The 17,052-nt window shown below is 61.3% G+C and carries 13 protein-coding genes; 7 read left to right on the forward strand and 6 right to left on the reverse strand.

From position 1 onward, the window contains the following. Positions 1-95 precede the first annotated feature (95 nt). Both BN1135_RS04740 and BN1135_RS04745 read right to left on the reverse strand, forming a co-directional pair. Positions 96-2,525 carry an ABC transporter permease gene (locus BN1135_RS04740; protein ID WP_042019196.1) on the reverse strand — a complete coding sequence of 810 codons (2,430 nt, stop codon included), beginning with the start codon at positions 2,523-2,525 and terminating at the stop codon, positions 96-98. 30 nt (positions 2,526-2,555) lie between these two features. Further along, positions 2,556-3,236: an ABC transporter ATP-binding protein gene (locus BN1135_RS04745; RefSeq protein ID WP_042019198.1), complete on the reverse strand. Its 681-nt coding sequence runs from the start codon at positions 3,234-3,236 to the stop codon at positions 2,556-2,558. A gap of 198 nt (positions 3,237-3,434) precedes the next feature. On the opposite strand from BN1135_RS04745, the gene BN1135_RS04750 reads away from it, so the two are divergent. Continuing rightward, a complete protein-coding gene (locus tag BN1135_RS04750) occupies positions 3,435-3,902 on the forward strand; it encodes a DUF4357 domain-containing protein (RefSeq protein WP_042019202.1) in 468 nt (155 codons plus the stop codon). A 296-nt stretch (positions 3,903-4,198) separates the two neighbouring features. Here the strand turns inward: BN1135_RS04750 and BN1135_RS04755 are convergent, their stop codons facing one another. Beyond that, on the reverse strand, positions 4,199-4,837 hold the full coding sequence (locus BN1135_RS04755; RefSeq protein WP_042019204.1) for an NAD(P)-dependent oxidoreductase: 639 nt from the start codon (positions 4,835-4,837) through the stop codon (positions 4,199-4,201). Positions 4,838-4,938: 101 nt separating this feature from the next. Here BN1135_RS04755 and BN1135_RS04760 point away from each other — a divergent pair, with 101 nt between their 5' ends. Then, positions 4,939-5,829, forward strand: a complete 891-nt coding sequence (locus BN1135_RS04760) for a LysR family transcriptional regulator (RefSeq protein WP_042019206.1) — start codon at positions 4,939-4,941, stop codon at positions 5,827-5,829. Between the two features lie 124 nt (positions 5,830-5,953). On the opposite strand, the gene BN1135_RS04765 is transcribed toward BN1135_RS04760, so the two are convergent. Next, the gene (locus BN1135_RS04765; protein ID WP_042019208.1) at positions 5,954-6,856 is read right to left on the reverse strand and encodes a LysR family transcriptional regulator; all 903 of its coding nucleotides are present in this window, start codon (positions 6,854-6,856) and stop codon (positions 5,954-5,956) included. Between the two features lie 95 nt (positions 6,857-6,951). Beyond that, complete coding sequence (locus tag BN1135_RS04770) at positions 6,952-7,863, reverse strand: LysR substrate-binding domain-containing protein (protein WP_042019210.1); 912 nt, start codon at positions 7,861-7,863, stop codon at positions 6,952-6,954. Positions 7,864-8,139: 276 nt separating this feature from the next. Between BN1135_RS04770 and metE the strand changes: the two genes are divergently transcribed. Continuing rightward, positions 8,140-10,404 (forward strand): 5-methyltetrahydropteroyltriglutamate--homocysteine S-methyltransferase, encoded by a 2,265-nt coding sequence (metE, locus tag BN1135_RS04775; protein ID WP_042019212.1) that lies wholly within the window; start codon positions 8,140-8,142, stop codon positions 10,402-10,404. A 183-nt stretch (positions 10,405-10,587) separates the two neighbouring features. Next, entirely contained in the window at positions 10,588-11,337 is a 750-nt protein-coding gene (locus BN1135_RS04780; protein WP_042019213.1) for a substrate-binding periplasmic protein, read from the forward strand. A 36-nt stretch (positions 11,338-11,373) separates the two neighbouring features. On the opposite strand, the gene BN1135_RS04785 is transcribed toward BN1135_RS04780, so the two are convergent. Beyond that, positions 11,374-12,237, reverse strand: a complete 864-nt coding sequence (locus BN1135_RS04785) for a LysR family transcriptional regulator (RefSeq protein WP_042019214.1) — start codon at positions 12,235-12,237, stop codon at positions 11,374-11,376. Positions 12,238-12,404: 167 nt separating this feature from the next. Here BN1135_RS04785 and BN1135_RS04790 point away from each other — a divergent pair, with 167 nt between their 5' ends. From BN1135_RS04790 to focA, 3 genes are all read left to right on the forward strand, one after another. Beyond that, positions 12,405-13,838: a glycoside hydrolase family 1 protein gene (locus BN1135_RS04790; RefSeq protein WP_042019216.1), complete on the forward strand. Its 1,434-nt coding sequence runs from the start codon at positions 12,405-12,407 to the stop codon at positions 13,836-13,838. A gap of 193 nt (positions 13,839-14,031) precedes the next feature. After that, on the forward strand, positions 14,032-15,792 hold the full coding sequence (ycaO, locus tag BN1135_RS04795) for a 30S ribosomal protein S12 methylthiotransferase accessory factor YcaO (protein WP_042019218.1): 1,761 nt from the start codon (positions 14,032-14,034) through the stop codon (positions 15,790-15,792). Positions 15,793-16,172: 380 nt separating this feature from the next. Continuing rightward, on the forward strand, positions 16,173-17,021 hold the full coding sequence (gene focA, locus BN1135_RS04800) for a formate transporter FocA (RefSeq protein ID WP_042019220.1): 849 nt from the start codon (positions 16,173-16,175) through the stop codon (positions 17,019-17,021). The last annotated feature ends 31 nt before the right edge of the window (positions 17,022-17,052 follow it).

Consider the following 17,052-nt stretch of genomic DNA (forward strand, 5'->3'; position numbering starts at 1 on the left):
ACAGTGCTCTTCTTTGCGCTGAAGAAGGGGCGGAGAGAGGGACGTGGTTAATAGGAGCTTCAAGCTATGGCTGAGCCAGTGCGCTAACCGATATGTCATACCACTCTCCTTGCCGCATACCAGGAGGCCAGTGCGCCACAGACAGGCGCCAGCAACAGGGCGGTGACCGCATGAAGGGGGGCGGCCTCGAAGGCGAGGCGCCAGCCAAAGGCGCGGGGGTTGACCACCTCGATCAGCACCCAGGCAAGGCCATACCCCACCGGCAGGGCCAGCAGGGCGGTGAGCAGCCCCAATCCCGCTCCTTGCCACACCAGCAGCTGGCGGCAGTGGCGGGGGCTCAAGCCCAGACTCTGCAAGATCTGCAGCTCGCCACGGCGCGCCAGCCCCAGCACCATAAAAGCCGAGCCAATGCCGACAAAGGCGATACCGAGGATCAGCAATTTCAATAACTCGGTCACCACAAAGGTCTGGTCAAACACCTTGAGCGCCGCGCTGTGGATGGCGGGGGCGGAGAGCAGATTGATCTGCTCGCCAAAGCGCTCGCGCAGGCGATCGGCCAACTGCTCGGGGTCGTCGCTAAAGAGGGCGAGGGATTGCACCGCTCCCGCCTCGAAGGCGTGCAGGATCTGCCCCTTGTCGCTGCCGTAGTCCTGATAGACGCCGGTGACGGTGAACTGCCTTGGCCCCTGCTCGCCGCTGATCGCCAATGTCTGGCCCACCTTGACCCCGAGGCGCACCGTCAGCGGCTCGCTCGCCAGCACTTCGTCGGGGCGGGTCGGCCAGCGCCCGGCCAGCAGCGGATAGGCCGCTTTAAGCTGGGGGATAAAATCCATCTGCGCCCACTCGATGGGCTGCCCCTGCCAGCGGGCCGGATGCACCGAGCGGCGCGAGGCGGCGCTCACCAGAGGATTGGCGAGCAGGGTCTCGAGGGTTGTGTTGCTCAAGGTGCCCTTGTTGCCCGCCACCCCCTTGGGGGCGGTGACATAGAGATCGGCGGCCAGACGCTGGCCGAGCCAGATCTCCACGCTGGAGCGAAAGCTCGACACCATGACGCCGATGCCGATGGCCGCCGCGATGGCGAGCTGCAACGCCATCACCGCGATGGCGGTGCGATCGAGGTGATAGAGGGTCTCGGCCACCCCGAGCCGGGCGGTAAGGGGGCCGCCCGCGCGCCGTCGCAACCAGCCAAGCAGGCCGCGCAGGGCATCGGGCAGCCAGAGCGCCATGGCCAGCAGCCAGCCACCGGCGATAAAGAGGGCGCCAGTGAGACCGGTTTGCGGCAACCACAGGCACAGAGCGCACAGCAGCAAGATGGCGATGGCCAGCACGCGCCGTCGCCACGGGTGAGCGGGGGGACGGCTGCTGCCAGCGCGCAGTTCGAGGGGGGATTGGCGCAGCAGTTGCCACCAGCCGGGCAGGTTGGCGGCCAGCGTGCCGAGCAGCCCGATCAACAGCGCCTTGAGCAGGCTCACAGGGGAGAGGCGAAGCAGATCGATGGGGTTGGGCCCATAGAGATCGGCCAGCGCCTGGGTCAGTTGCCCCATTAGTGCCAGCGCCAACAGGCTGCCGAGCAGTACCCCGAGCAGGGTGCCGATTGTGGCGAGAATAACGAGCTCCAGGATGAGCCAGCCAAGCACCCGACTCGGTGGCATCCCCAGAATGATCAGCTGGGCCAGCTGGGGGCGGCGCACGCTCTGGACAAATCGCTGGGCGTTGAACACCAGAAACAGGCCCACCGCCATGGCGAGCAATGACAGCGCAGTCAGGTTGAGGGCCAGCGCATCGCCAAGCTGGCTGGCATCGAGCGCCGGGCTGATGGGCTCAAGCCACAAGGGCTGGTTGGGGTAACGGGTTTGCAGGGTTGCCTGCAGGGTGCGCGCCTCAGCGTCGCTTAGCTTGAAGAGGATGCGATCGAGCCGACCCGCTTTATCCAGCAGCGGCTGGGCGAGGCCGATATCGGTCACCAGCAGCCGCTCCATGGGCACGGCGCCCGGTTCAAACGTGCCTGCCAGCGTCAGGGTCAGGATTCGGGCGCTTGCGCCGTCGCTGCCCCCCAGCACAAAGCGGCGGCTCTGGCCCGGTTGCCAGCGAAGGCGATCTGCTTCGGGGGCTGCCAGCCAGACGCTGTCGGCACGGTTTAAGGAGAAGGCGGGGTCGCTATCAGGCCGGGTGCCAAACAGCTGACGCAGGGGGCCGGGGTTGAAGAGATCCATCCCCAGCAGTTGAAAGCTGCGACCCTGCTCATCCTTGAGCCAACCATGGAGCTGGGGCATGGCATCGAGGGCGGGCTGGCTTGTCACCAATTGCACGTAAAGCTGTTCATCCAGCCCGCCAGCGGGGGCCAGCCGGTAGTTGGCCTCTCCTGCCAGCTGGCTGCGGGCGGCGACAAAGTTGGTGCGTGCGCTGTGATTGAGCAGCTCGATGGCCACCACCAGCGAGACCCCCAGCACCAGCCCGGCCAGACTCATCAACAGCAGCCAGGGGTGGCTGCGATAGAGGCGCAGCAGCGCTTTGAGTGGCAACATCAGCGGGCCACCAGCAGACGCAGTCGCCGCTTAGTCATGACGGGGCCCCTTGAGTTCGATCAGCAGACCCCCTTCGAGGCGCAGCACCCTGTCGGCCAGGGCAGCGTAGGCCGGGTTGTGGCTCACCAGCAGCAAGCCTGCACCGGTGTCGCGCACCGCCGCTATCATCAGCGCCATCACCTGTTCGGCATTGTGCTCATCAAGGCTGCCGGTGGGTTCGTCGGCGAGCAGCCACGTGGGCTGATGAATGAGGGCGCGGGCTAGCGCCACCCGCTGTCGCTGGCCACCGGAGAGCTGCTCCGGCCAGGCATGGCGCTTGTGGGCCATATCGAGCTGTTGCAGCAAGCGGTCAATCCTGGTCTCATCTTGTGGCAGACCGTTGATGGCCAGTGGCAGGGCCAGATTCTCGGCCACGTTCAGGGTCGGCAGCAGGTTGAAATCCTGATAGACGATGCCGAAATGGCGGCCACGCAGCCGTGCCCGCTCGTCGGGTGATCGGGTGTCGATACGGGTCTCTCCCAGCCAGATCTCCCCTTCGTCCGGCGCAATCAGACCGGCGATCAGATTGAGCAGGGTTGACTTGCCGCAGCCGCTTTGGCCCAGCAACAGGGTGATCTCGCCAGCGGGGAGGGCGAGATCGAGATGGTGGAACAGCGGCAGTCGTTCACTGCCGTTATCAAAGCTCTTGCAGAGGTTGCGCAGGGTCAGCATGGGATAACCGTTTGATGGTCAATGGCTTTCATCATGGTAGTTACGCTACCACGGCCGCCAATGATCAACACAGCCTTGCTGTTGATCAAGAGTGCCAGTTAGTGATCAAGGCGGCAAAAGAGCAGTGGATCCTCGCTGGATCATGGTTGCCCGAGGTGGTTAGAATAGAGGCTTCCATGGGTCACAGGATGAGCAAGGATGTTACACAAGCAAGTCAGTTTTATCATCGATAGCAAGGGCAACAAGCAGGCTGCCGTCGTCCCCATCGAGATCTACAACGAGCTGATGACCCTGCAAAAGGCACTCGCCGACAACCGGCCGGGGGAGCGCGAGCTCTACCACTTCAACGGCAAGGGGGCCGAGGCCCACGGTTATCCGGTGGGCAAGCGGCAAAATCCGGGCTTTATGGTGCTGGCGGGATCCACCGCCAATGGCGAGGATGCCGCCTCTTTGCGCGAAGCGGTGATCGAGCTGCGGCTGGAGTTGTTGGAGAAGGGGATCATTGTGCCCCGCAGTCAGGGCGGTTTTGTCTTTACCGCCGATCAGCTGTTCAACAGCCCGAGTCTGGCGGCCAGTCTGGTGGCGGGCAATAACCGCAGCGGTCTGGATGCCTGGCAAAACAACGCAAGCTATACCCTCAAGCAGTCGGGTTTTGGCAAGAAGTAACCCGACGCTATCGATGTCACATCATTTGACCATGTCTTGACCCGGGTGAGCTGGTGGGCGCTGGCAGTCCCTGACTGCTGCCGCCAGCCTGGCCAACCTAGTGTGATGCATAGTGCTGCGGATGGTGCGCCCCATGTAGGGCGCCCTGTTGAGGGCAACCAGAGGCAAGCTGCCAGCGGCAAAATCACCAAAACAGAAGGGAGGCGGATGCCTCCCTTCTGGTTGAGCGGTTTATCACCTGATCGAGGGATCAGGGGAGTGAGCGCGAATGTCAGGCCTTAACCGCCTGTTGGCGCTCAGTAACCCAGGGTAAAGCGCTGACGCAGGTGAGCCGGTTTTTCCGCCTCGTTCAGCACCCCATCGGCCAGATCACCGGCGGTGATCCCGGCGGGCTGCTCGCCACTAAAGAGCACCTGATCGCCACCCAGTCGATAGCCGCCGCGCTTCTCACCCGGTTCCAGGAACACCGGGGGAGAGACAAAGCGCCAGTCGAGGGCAGTTTCACGGCGCAGGGCAGTGAGACCGTCGCGGGCCGCCAGTGCGCCTTGTTTCCACTCGGCCGGAAATTCCGGGGTATCCACCAGTTGCACGCCGGGGGCAATCTCCAGACTGCCAGCACCCCCTACTACCAGCAACCAGCTGTTGGCCTGCACGGCGGCGGCTACGATGGCGTTGGCGCCTTTCAGATACTGCTCATAGATATCCGGTGTGGTCCAGCCCGGGTTGTAGGCGCTGATCACCCGATCGTGCCCCTTGAGCACCTCGGCCAGTGCATCCGGGTTCTGGGCATCGACCGCCACGGCGGTGACTTGCGGATGGGCGGCCACCTTGCTGACATCGCGGACGATGGCGGTGACGTGATGGCCGCGGCTGACGGCCTCGTTGAGGATGGCTGAACCGACAAAACCGCTGGCACCGATCAGGGCAATCTTCATGGGGAACTCTCCTTCACTGTTGGAATGAGGCTATCCTACGCCCTCGGATGTGATTTAATAATCAACTCAAAAATGCATTCACTTATAAGCTGGATTTAATAATGGAGCAGCTCAGACGTTACGCCATCTTCGCCGCCGTGGTGGAGGCAGGCAGCATGACAGGTGCGGCCAAATCCCTCGGCATGACCCCCTCTGCGGTCAGTCAGCATATTAGCCAGCTGGAGAGCCTGCTCGGGCTGACCCTGCTCCATCGCTCTACCCGTCGCCTCAGTCTGACCGAGGCGGGAGAGGTGGTGTGGCAAGGGTGCAGGGCGTTGCAGCAGACCCTGAGCGAGACCGAGCTGCGCCTTTCCGAGGTGCGCGACGCCCTGCTCGGTGAAGTGCGGATCACCGCCCCGGTGGGGATGGCGGGCCAACCGCTGGCACTGGCCCTCTCGCCGCTGTTGCAGGCCCACCCCGGTCTCACCATCCAGATCATCGCCGACGACGAGAAGCGGGATCTGATTGCCGAGCGGATCGACGTGGCGCTGCGGGTCGGCAGCCTGCCCGACTCGACCCTGGTGGCCCGCAAGCTGGGCCAGACCCGGATGTTGCTCTGCGCCGCCCCCGCCTATCTGGCGCGCAAGGGGACGCCACGCACGCCCGCCGATCTGGCGACTCACGACTGGCTCTGTGGCGACATGCTGGGCAACGGTTTGCTGCTACTTGATGAGAAGGGGGGCGAACACAGGGTCAGGTTCAAGCCCAAGGTGCTCTGCAACAACGTGTTGCCGCTGCGCCAGTTTGCGCTGGCGGGGCAGGGGATCTCGCTGCAACCGGAGGGGGAGATTGGTGAGGATCTGGCGCTGGGGCGGCTGCTCGAACTGCTGCCCGGTTTTCGGGTTGCACCGATGGAGATCCACGCCATCACGCCGCAGCGGGAGATCCCGGAGAAGGTGCGGCGGGTGGTGGAGGCGCTGCGCAGCTATTTCGGCACGACAATGTCGGCATGAGCTGCGTCCCAATGGCTGGCAGAGCGCGCCCGATTATCCTGAAGTGGAATTGTCCATAAGGCCGCTTGCCCAGAAGAGCGATAGCCCAGATAAGTAGATGGGTGGGCTGAATTGTGAAGCAAGCTTAAAACGAGCAGACATTGCGCACTTGCTGTTTGAGCCAGTTCAGCCCCGCATCCTGATTGGAACTTTTGTGCCAACTCATGTAAACCGGGCAATCTTCCGAGACCCAGGGGAGGGGGTAGCTGGCCAGCGCCAGGGTATCGCCCAGCATATCCATGTGCCACTGGCTGGCAACGCAGAGCCAGTCGGTACGGCTCACCAGATGAAGAGCCGTGAGCAGGGAATCGCTCTCGTAGGCGATCTGACGGGGCGGCAGCGGTGCCTTGGTCAGGGTGTTGAGTAACAGGTTGTCGAGCCGTCTGGCCTGCAGCACCACATGCTTTTCGTTGAAGAAGGTGGTCATGTCGGGCGCCTGGCGGATCCGCGGGTGATCCTTGCGGCAGGCGATGCGCAGGGGCTGGGACATGATCTGCTCGTTTTCAATACTCTGCTCGACCATGGGTTTGGTCGCCAGCACCAGGTCAATGCTGTGCAGATAGAGACTGTTCTGGCGCAAGGCTTCATCCTGCACCTGGGTGTTCCACTCCAGCTGGCAGTTGGGGGCTTGGATCTGCAGCAGGTTGTTGAGTTCCGGCAGGAAGAAGACATCGATATCAGGGACGCCCGCGATGCGAAAAGTGCGCCGACTGGTATGGTGATCAAAGAGATCGGTGCGTTGCAGACTGCGCTCCATATCGTGCAGCGGCACCATGATCTCGTGGTGCAGGCTTAGCGCCCGTGCCGTGGGGGTAATTCCCCGCCCCTGACGAACAAACAGCTGTTCGCCCACCAGCGCCGTCAGGCGGCTGATGGCCTGGCTGATGGCCGAGGGGGTCATCTCCATCATCTCGGCGGCGGTGGTGACGCCCCCATAGCGGATCACAGCATCCAGGACGCGAAAGAGATTCAGATCAACGTGGGACATGATGGCTACCGTTAAGCAACGTTAAAGCATCAGGATACTGTTCTGCCCCTTGTCAGGCCAGCATTGCCTGCGATAACTGTGATTTTTCCCTCTCCTCAACCATTCCCCATCTTGTTGCGAATGCATTCGAACAGGCTCTGCAGGCAGGCTTGATCCCGGTCGGCAGCCCGCACCGCGCCATACATATGGCGACGAATACCGCTGCCGAGGGGGCGGGCGCAAAGCATTCCCTGTCTGACAAACTCCTCGCTGGCCCAGCGCGGCAGGGCGGCGACCCCGAGTCCGGCGGCGGCCATCTGCAGCATCACCGAGGTGTTGTCCACCAGCTTGCAGCGAGCGGGCTCCACCCCGGCGGGTTGCAAAAAGCGGCTGAAGATATCCATGCGGCTGCGCTCCACCGGGTAGACCAGCAGCACCTCCGCTCCCAGATCGCCCGGCTCGATACGGCTCTGGTGGCAAAGGGGGTGATCCGGCGCCATCACCAGAGTGAGATCGAAGGCAAACAGCGGCTCGAAGTGGAGATCGCCACGGGCCTGCACGTCCGAGGTGAGCAGCAAGTCGAGCTGGCCGCCGAGCAGGGCATTGATGGCATCAAAGCCCGGCACCGATTCCACCTCCAGATCCACCCCCGGCCACTGGCGGCGGAACTCGGGCAAGAGCGGCAGCAGCCACTGGATGCAGCTGTGGCAATCGAGCGCCAGATGCAGCCTGCCCGCATCGCCGCTCTGCAAGGCCTGCAACTGTTTCTCGGTCTGGGCCAGGGCGGGCAGTACCTGACGGGCGAGGGCGAGCAGCTGGCTGCCTGCCGCAGTCAGCACCAGCGGACGGCTTTTGCGCAGGTAAAGTTCGAGATTGAGGCGGGTCTCCAACTCTTTGAGCTGGTGGGAGAGGGCGGACTGGGTGAGGTTGAGGGTCAGCGCCGCACCGGCCAGCGAGCCCTGCTCGGCCAGCGCGGTCAATGTTTTCAAGTGTTTGATCTCTATCCCTGCATTGCTTGGCACTGCCATAAGATGGCTCCTTGTGAGATTGCGTATGGCGCTGATGTTGCGGTCGGCGGTGGCCTGCTGCGTTTCTTAACTCCGGCACTTCTTGCACCGGTAAAAATCGGCCTCTGTATCCTCGTGGTTAACCTGACCGGCGGTCAGTTGAGGATTCTTTGAGAGCCAGTTGAAGAGGATTCAATAGCCAGCGCCACCTTATCTTGTCACTTTGGATGTGTAAACATCTGGATGGCCAAATCATCCAGTTTCCCATCAGATGAATGAGTATAAGGAAATGAACCTATGACACGAGCACACACCCTGGGCTTCCCCCGTATCGGCGCCAAGCGCGAGCTGAAATTTGCCCTCGAATCCTACTGGCGTGGCGAGACCAGTCAGGCCGAACTCGTTGCCGTGGGCAAGACGCTGCGTGAGCGTCACTGGCAGGCCCAGCACGCCGCCGGGGTCAACCTGCTGCCGGTGGGCGACTTCGCCTGGTACGACCAAGTGCTCGGCACCAGCCTGCTGGTGGATGCGGTGCCTGCCCGTCACCGTCATGGCGAGACCGACCTCGACACCCTGTTCCGGGTGGCCCGTGGCCGTGCGCCGACCGGCCCGGCCGCCGCCGCTGCCGAGATGACCAAATGGTTCAACACCAACTACCACTATCTGGTGCCGGAATTCAGCCGCGATCAGCGCTTCAAACTGGGCTGGAGCCAGCTGTTTGACGAGGTGATCGAGGCCAAGGCGCTGGGGCTGCCGGTCAAGGCGGTGCTGCTGGGGCCGGTCTCCTACCTGTGGCTCGGCAAGGAGAAAGAGAGCGGCTTCTCTCGCCTTGAACTGCTCGATCGCCTGCTCATTGTCTATCAGGAGATCCTGGCCAAGTTGGCCGCTCAGGGGGTGGAGTGGGTACAGATCGACGAACCGGCGCTGACGCTGGACTTGCCGGACGAGTGGCGGCTGGCCTACCTCAACGCCTACGAGCGCCTCGCTGGCCCCTGCAAGCTGCTGCTCACCACCTATTTCGGTTCGGTCGCTCATCAGCGCGACATCATCACCAGCCTGAAAGTGGATGGCCTGCATCTGGATCTGGTGGCCGCCCCCGAGCAGCTGGAGACCCTGGTGCCGCATCTGCCAGCCCAGTGGGTGATCTCTGCCGGGGTGATCAACGGCCGCAACGTCTGGCGCGCTAATCTGGCCAAGCTGGCGCCGACCCTGAAGGCACTGAAAGCCAAACTCGGCGAGCGGCTCTGGGTTGCTTCCTCCTGCTCCCTGCTGCACAGCCCAGTGGATTTGACCCTGGAACTGGAGCTGGATCCCCAGACCCGCAGCTGGTTCGCCTTCGCCCTGCAAAAATGCTACGAGCTGGGGCTGCTCAGAGACTATCTGGATGGTGGCGAGCTCGACAAAATTACCGCCTACAGCCAGCCCATCGTCGATCGGGAGTCCGACAGCCGGGTGCATAAGCGTGCGGTGCAGTCCCGTCTGGCCAGCCTCACCAACAGCGACTTTGATCGCCACAACCCCTATCCGGTCAGAGCCGAGCTGCAGCGGGCCGATCTCAAGTTGCCGCTGCTGCCCACTACCACCATCGGCTCCTTCCCGCAGACCTCGCAGATCCGGGTATTGCGTCAGGATTGGCGCGCCGGTCGCATCGATGACCGCGCTTATGAGGCGGGCATTCAGGCAGAGATCCGCGATGCTATAGAGCGTCAGGAGGCCATCGGGCTGGACGTGCTGGTGCACGGCGAGGCCGAACGCAACGACATGGTGGAGTATTTCGGTGAGCTGCTGGATGGCTTTGCCATCACCCGCTTCGGCTGGGTGCAGAGCTATGGCTCCCGCTGCGTCAAGCCGCCGGTGATCACCCGTGACATCGACCGCCCGACCCCGATGACCCTCGAATGGACCAAGTTTGCCCAGAGCCTGACCGACAAGCCGGTCAAGGGCATGCTGACAGGCCCGGTGACCATCCTCTGCTGGTCCTTCCCGCGCGAAGATGTGAGCCGCGAGCAGTCTGCCCTGCAAATTGGCTTGGCCATTCGCGACGAGGTGGCGGATCTGGAAAGCGCGGGCATCAAGATCATCCAGATCGATGAACCGGCGATCCGCGAAGGCTTGCCCCTGCGCAAGCAGGATCATCAGGCCTATCTCGACTGGGCGGTGCGCGCCTTCCGTCTGAGCGCCAGCCCGGTGGCGGACAGCACCCAGATCCACACCCACATGTGTTACAGCGACTTCAACCTCATCATCGAGGCGGTGGCAGCGTTGGATGCGGACGTGATCACCATCGAGACCAGCCGCAGCCAGATGCAGCTGCTCGAAGCGTTCGAGCGCTTCAACTATCCCAATGAGATTGGCCCGGGTGTCTACGACATCCACTCACCGAACGTGCCGAGCCAGAGCTGGATTGAGGGGTTGCTGCGCAAGGCGGCCAAACAGATCCCGGCCGAGCGGCTGTGGGTCAACCCGGATTGCGGCCTCAAGACCCGCGGCTGGGAAGAGACTGAGGCCGCACTCAAAGTGATGGTCGATGCCACTAGGGCGCTGCGGGCTGAGCTGGCGTAACCAGCAAGCTGTGACCGCCATCGATAAGGTGGCGTGTTAACAAGCTGACAAGCTAACAGGAGAGGGGAAGCCACTGCTTCCCCTCTCTTTTTTCGTTGGCCACTGTTTCGCTGGCTCCTGATCCTTGCCGCAGCATGCTTTGCACTAGGCTCAGAGGTGGCAGAGGTGAATGGAGTTGCGGCCATGAGAGTCAGGCTGGGGAGCGTAATCCTGTGGGGGTTGTTGATGTGGCAGAGTGCCTTGGCAGCGCCCGCTCCCGAGTTGAAAATGGCCTACTTTGACGACTTTGCCCCATATTCTTGGCGTGACGAGCAGGGCAAGATGCGCGGACTAATGATCGATGTGATGGATCGAGTGGCGGGGCAGATGGGGCTGCGGGTCACTCATCAGGGGTATCCGTGGCAACGGGCCCAAAAAATGGTACGGATGGCGCAGGCAGATGGCTTCGTGACCATCGCCACCCGGGAGCGGCGCAGCTATACCCTGATTGTGGATGAGCCAGTCACCATGACGGTCATGACCATATTTACTCAGCTTGGCCACCCCCAGATGGCGGGGTTCCAGCGAGCCAGCCGCTTGAGCGACCTCAAGACCTTCACCTTTCTCGACTATCTGGGCAACGGCTGGGGTAAGGAGAATCTGGCTGGCTTTCGCGTGCATCTGACCATCAATGTCGATAACGTCTTCAAAATGCTGGCGGCGGGTCGGGGCGACTTGATGGTGACCGATCCACTGGTGGCGCGCTTCAAACTCAACGAACTGGGGTTGTCCGGGCAGGTGGTCGAGGTGCCGCTGCTGCTGGCATCGACCCCGTTCAACCTCTGCATTGGCAACCATTCCCGCTTTAATATCCGCATAGCCGAGTTCAACCGGGCCCTGCAACAGTTGCGTCAAAGTGGCGAGTTGGCGCGCATTGTCGCGCGCTATCGTTGATGCGCTGCTGACATCCGTTATTTGCCAGCAGCGCGTTTATCCCTGCGTCATATCGGCGATGGTTGCCCAGAAGGCATCAATCAAGGGCCCCTTGCTGTGGGGTGGACGAATAAGCCCAATGGTCCAGCACGCTTCCCCATCCCTGAGGGGCAGGGTGAGCACATCCGGGTGCTCTATGGTGGTGGAGGAGGGGACCAGGGTCCAGGCGATCTCGGCGGCCGCGGTGGCGACCCCGGCGGCGAAGTCGTTGACGTACTGGATATCGCGAAAGCGCAGCCCGCTCTGGGCCAGATAGTTCATCAGGTGATCGTAAAACGACGGCGCCTTGTCCCGGCGCAGGATCGCCAGCGGCTTGTCCACCAGATCGGCCAATTCCCTCACATCGCGGTAGCTGGCGGGCAGCACAGCGACAAAGTGGGCCTCGACCACCGGCAGGGCGTGCCACCCCTTGGGGGCGGGCAGGCGGCAAAAACCGAGGTCCAGCTTGCCTTCACTGAGCGCCAGCAATTGGTGGTGGGTGGAGAGATCGTTGAGCTCTATGGTCACCTGTGGCCGTTCGGCGCGAAAACGGGCGATGGCGGCGGGCACCAGGATCTTGGTGGCGACGCCAAAGCCGATACGCAGGGTGCCGACATTGCCCGCCAGCACGTCGCGGGCGGTGCGCGAGAGCTGCTCGCTTTGGATGACCACCGCGCGGGCATCCTCATACAGCGCCCTGCCCAGTCCGGTGAGGCGGGTGCTGCTGGCGTTGCGCTCGAACAGCTCGCCGCCCAGCACCTCCTCCAGCCGCCTGATCTGTTTGCTGAGGGCCGACTGGGTAACATGCTGGCGCACCGCCGCCTGGCCGAAGTGCAATACCTCCCCCAGAGTGACGAAGGCTTTCAGGTCCCGTAGCTCCATCAGGGCTCCTTTCATTCCTGTTGGGAATGTTGAGTGGTCATATTTGTCATTGGACGGAATTTTAGAAGTGTTGGATGCTGATGCCAATTCATTTCTGGCGCCCCGATACGGGGGGGCCGAGTTATCAAAGATGGCTGACACCATCCGCGCAGCAGGAGCAACACCAGATGCATCACCACAAGTTCAACGACTTCCCGAGCGATTTTCTGTGGGGCGCCGCCTCCGCCGCCTATCAGGTGGAGGGGGGCTGGAATGCCGATGGCAAGGGCCCCTCGGTGTGGGATCTCTTCACCAAGCTGCCGGGCAAGACCTTTGAGGGGAGCAACGGCGATGTGGCGGTGGATCACTACCACCGCATGGAAGAGGACGTGGCGCTGATGGCCGAGATGGGGCTCAAGGCTTACCGCTTCTCGGTGAGCTGGCCGCGCATCTACCCCACCGGTCGGGGGGAGGTGAACGAGGCGGGGCTGGCTTTTTACGAGAAGCTGATTGACACCCTGCTGGCGCACAAGATCGAGCCGGTGCTGACCCTTTATCACTGGGATCTGCCGCAGGCGCTGCAAGATGAATACGGCGGCTGGGAAGACCGACGGATAATCGAGGATTTCGAGCGCTACTGCGTGACCCTCTATCAGCGCTTTGCCAGCAAGGTGAAGTACTGGGTCTCCCTCAACGAGCAGAACTACAACCTGACCAACGCCTATCAGCTCGGCACCCATCCGCCCGCAGTGCAAGACCGCAAGCGCTTCTTTTCCGCCAACCACATCGCCTTTCTGGCCAATGCCCGGGTGATCAAGGCGTTTCGTCAGCATGTGCCGAACGGCCTGATTGGCCCGAGCTTTGCCTACTCTCCTGCCTATCCGGCGTCGTGCGACCCGAAAGATATGCTGGCCTACGAGAACGCCGAGGAGTTCAACAACCTCTGGTGGCTCGATGCTTACTGCTTTGGCCGTTATCCGCAGGCGGCGCTCGCCTATCTGCGGGAAAACGGCGAGGCGCCGGAGATCCTGCCGGGCGATTTGGCGCTGCTGAGAGAGGGGACGCCCGACTATATTGGCGTCAACTACTACTACACCCTGACCTACACCGATAACCCCCTGGGCGGTCAGACCCTGCAGCGGATCAACACCACCGGACAGAAGGGGACTACCCCATCGAGCGGCATTCCCGGCCTCTTCAAGACGGCCCCTAACCCGCACCTGGAGACCAGCAACTGGGACTGGGCCATCGACCCGACCGGGATGCGCATCGCGCTGCGTCGCCTCTCTTCCCGCTACGGTCTGCCGCTGATGATTACCGAGAACGGCCTTGGCGAGTTCGACCAGCTGGAGGCGGGCGACCAGGTGAACGATGAGTACCGCATCGATTATCTGCGCAGCCACGTCAAGGCGTGCCAGGAGGCGCTGCAGGATGGCGTCGAGCTGCTGGGCTACTGCGCCTGGTCCTTTACCGACATCCTGAGCTGGCTCAACGGCTATCAGAAGCGCTACGGCTTCGTCTATGTGGAGCGTGACGAGCAGGGGGGGTCACTTCGCCGGATCAAGAAAGCGAGTTTCCACTGGTACAGTCAGGTGATCGCCAGCCAGGGCAAGCAGCTCTGACGTTTTATCGCTTTGCGTAACAAGCGGGCCCGGGCCATCCCCGGGCCCGCGCTGTTTGTGGTGTAGGGGCGGGGAGCGGCCTCATTGATGACCTCGCTATCCCCCTTGTTTACTGATTTTTGTCCTGCCAAAGCCGCCGACCCCTGCTATTATCTGCGGCCAAACATGAGCCAATAAAAATCAGGATACAGTGATGACAGACCACACTTTTATTCCCGGCAAGGACGCGGCACTGGAAGACTCCATCGACCGTTTCCAGACCAAGCTGCAAGCCTTAGGGTTTGATATCGAAGAGGCCTCCTGGCTCAACCCCGTGCCGAACGTCTGGTCAGTGCATATTCGGGACAAGGAGTGCGCCCTCTGTTTCACCAACGGCAAGGGTGCCAGCAAGAAGGCGGCGCTGGCCTCGGCCCTTGGCGAATATTTCGAGCGTCTCTCCACCAACTACTTCTTCGCTGACTTCTATCTGGGCGAGCAGGTCGCCAACGGTGATTTCGTGCACTATCCCAACGAGAGGTGGTTCCCCATCGAGGGTGATCAGTTCCCGGCCGATCTGCTCGACAGCTTCACCCGCAAGTTCTACAACCCGGACGGTGAAGTGACCGCTGACATGCTGGTGGATCTGCAGTCAAATAACGAGGAGCGCGGTATCGTCGCCCTGCCGTTCGAGCGCCAGTCCGATCACCAGACCGTCTATATCCCGATGAACATCATCGGCAACCTCTATGTTTCCAACGGCATGAGCGCCGGCAACACCCGCACCGAAGCGCGCACCCAGGCACTCTCCGAGGTGTTCGAGCGCCACGTGAAGAACAAGATCATCGCCGAGGCACTGAGCCTGCCGCTGATCCCGGACGAAGTGATTGCCCGTTATCCGGGAATTGCTGCCTCCATCGCCGCGCTGGAAGCAGAAGGTTTCCCCATTTACAGCTTCGATGCCTCGCTGGGTGGCCGCTATCCGGTCATCTGCGTGGTGCTGCTCAACCCGAGCAACGGTACTTGCTTTGCCTCCTTCGGTGCCCACCCGCGCTTCGAAGTGGCCTTCGAGCGTACCGTCACCGAGCTGCTGCAGGGTCGTGGCCTCAAAGATCTCGACGTGTTCGTGCCGCCGTCATTCGACAACGAGCAGGTAGCGGATCACCACAACCTTGAGACCCACTTTATCGACTCCTCGGGCCTCATCAGCTGGGATCTGTTCAAGCAGGATGCAGACTTCGAGTTCGCCGACTGGGACTTCCGTGGCACCTCGCAGGAGGAGTTCGACCACCTGATCGGCATCTTCCACGAGCTGGAGCAGCCGGTCTATATCGCCGACTACGAGCATCTGGGTGTCTACGCCTGCCGTATTCTGGTGCCGGGCATGTCCGACATCTATCCGGCCGAAGATCTGCTGCTGGCCAACAACAACATGGGCGCCAACCTGCGCGAAGTGATCCTGGCACTGCCATCACTGGAGTGGGATGCAGAGCAGTACATGGCGTTGTTTGATCAACTGGATGAAGAGGGACACGACGAGCGCACCCGTGTGCGCGAGCTGCTGGGCATCGCCGCCGCCAAGGGCACCGCGCTGCACACCCTGCGGGTGGGCGAGCTGAAAGCCATGCTGGCACTGGCTGCTGGCGAGCTGGAGACGGCCATGGATCTTATCGACTGGACCATGGAGTTCAACCAGTCAGTGTTCACTGCCGAGCGAGCCAGCTACTACCGCGCCCTGCGTGCCTGCGTCGAGTTGTTCCTCGACGAGGAGCGGGATCCTGAGCAGTATCGCGCTGTCTTTACCCGCATGTACGGCGAAGAGACGCTGGCGCTGGCGTGGGCCAACGCCAGTGGCGAAGCGCGCTTCCACGGGCTGGACGCCGCAGACCTGTCGCTGTCGCAGTTCCCGTTACATCAGAAGCTGCTGGCGGCTTATGAGAAGCTGCAAAACGCCAAGCGCGCCCATAGCTGGGCGTAACCTTGTGGTAGAGGGAGGGGCCGTGTGGCCCCTTCTGTTTATCGCGCGGTAAGATTGGTGATTTTTATTCCAAGATGAAATAAAAAACAAAAAATACCCCTAATGGGGTTGATGAAGGGGCAGGGGATGTGCTGTCGAGCTGCAAAGATATCTTGCCAATATCATCTTTACGTGCATGGTAATAAATTGTTTGAAATCATTAAATTAAACACACAGCATTTCTGTTTCAGCTGAAACCTGGTGTAAACTGGCGCAGCCGTTGCACTAAAATATTTGTAGTAAAATTACATTCACAGTCTGATAAACTTGATCGATGTCAATTTTGGCCATTTGGCCCTTTGTTATGATTTCAACAGGCAAAACATTCAGGTAGATAAGAATTGAAAGCTGAATCCCCATTCGATTGTCTCAAGCCAGAAGCCATCGCTGCATTGGCTGAAGATATCACCTATGCCAAGGCCACCAAGCCGGCATACAAGGTCATTCCACTGGCCATTACCGCAGGCGCTTTCATCGCCATCGCGTTTATTTTTTACATCACAGTGACCACAGGTTCAGGCTCCATGTCTTGGGGCATGGCCAAGCTGGTCGGTGGTCTCTGTTTCTCCCTGGGTCTGATCCTTTGCGTGTTGCTCGGTGCCGAGCTGTTCACCTCCACCACCCTGACGCTGGTGGCCAAGGCCGCCAATCGCATCAGCTGGGCCCAGTTGCTCAAGAACTGGGGTCTGGTCTACTTCGGTAACCTGATCGGCGGTTTGCTGATGGTTGGCCTCATCATCATGTCAGCGCAATATACTGCGGCAGATGGTCAGTGGGGGCTGAATGCCCTGAAAGTGGCCCAACACAAAATTCACCACACCTTCTTTGAAGCCGTGGCGCTGGGTATCCTTTGTAACTTGATGGTGTGTCTTGCGGTGTGGATGGCCTTTGGGGCCCGCACTGCCACCGACAAGGTGATGGTAATGTTGCTGCCCGTGGCCATGTTTGTGGCATCCGGTTTCGAGCACAGCATTGCAAACATGTTTATGATTCCGGTGGGCATCGCTATCCATAGCCTGGCCAGCCCGGAGTTTTGGCAGGCCATCGGCCAGGATCCGGCGACCTTTGCCGATCTGACCGTATCCAACTTTGTCCTACACAATCTCATCCCTGTCACCATCGGTAATATCATTGGTGGTGGCATGATGGTTGGTTTGACTTACTGGTTTATCTTCCGTCGTCATCATTAAGGATGATTGCGGGATACTACATCAATACCGT

The organism is Aeromonas sobria (assembly GCF_000820145.1).
In the GTDB taxonomy this organism is placed as follows: Bacteria; Pseudomonadota; Gammaproteobacteria; order Enterobacterales; family Aeromonadaceae; genus Aeromonas; species Aeromonas sobria.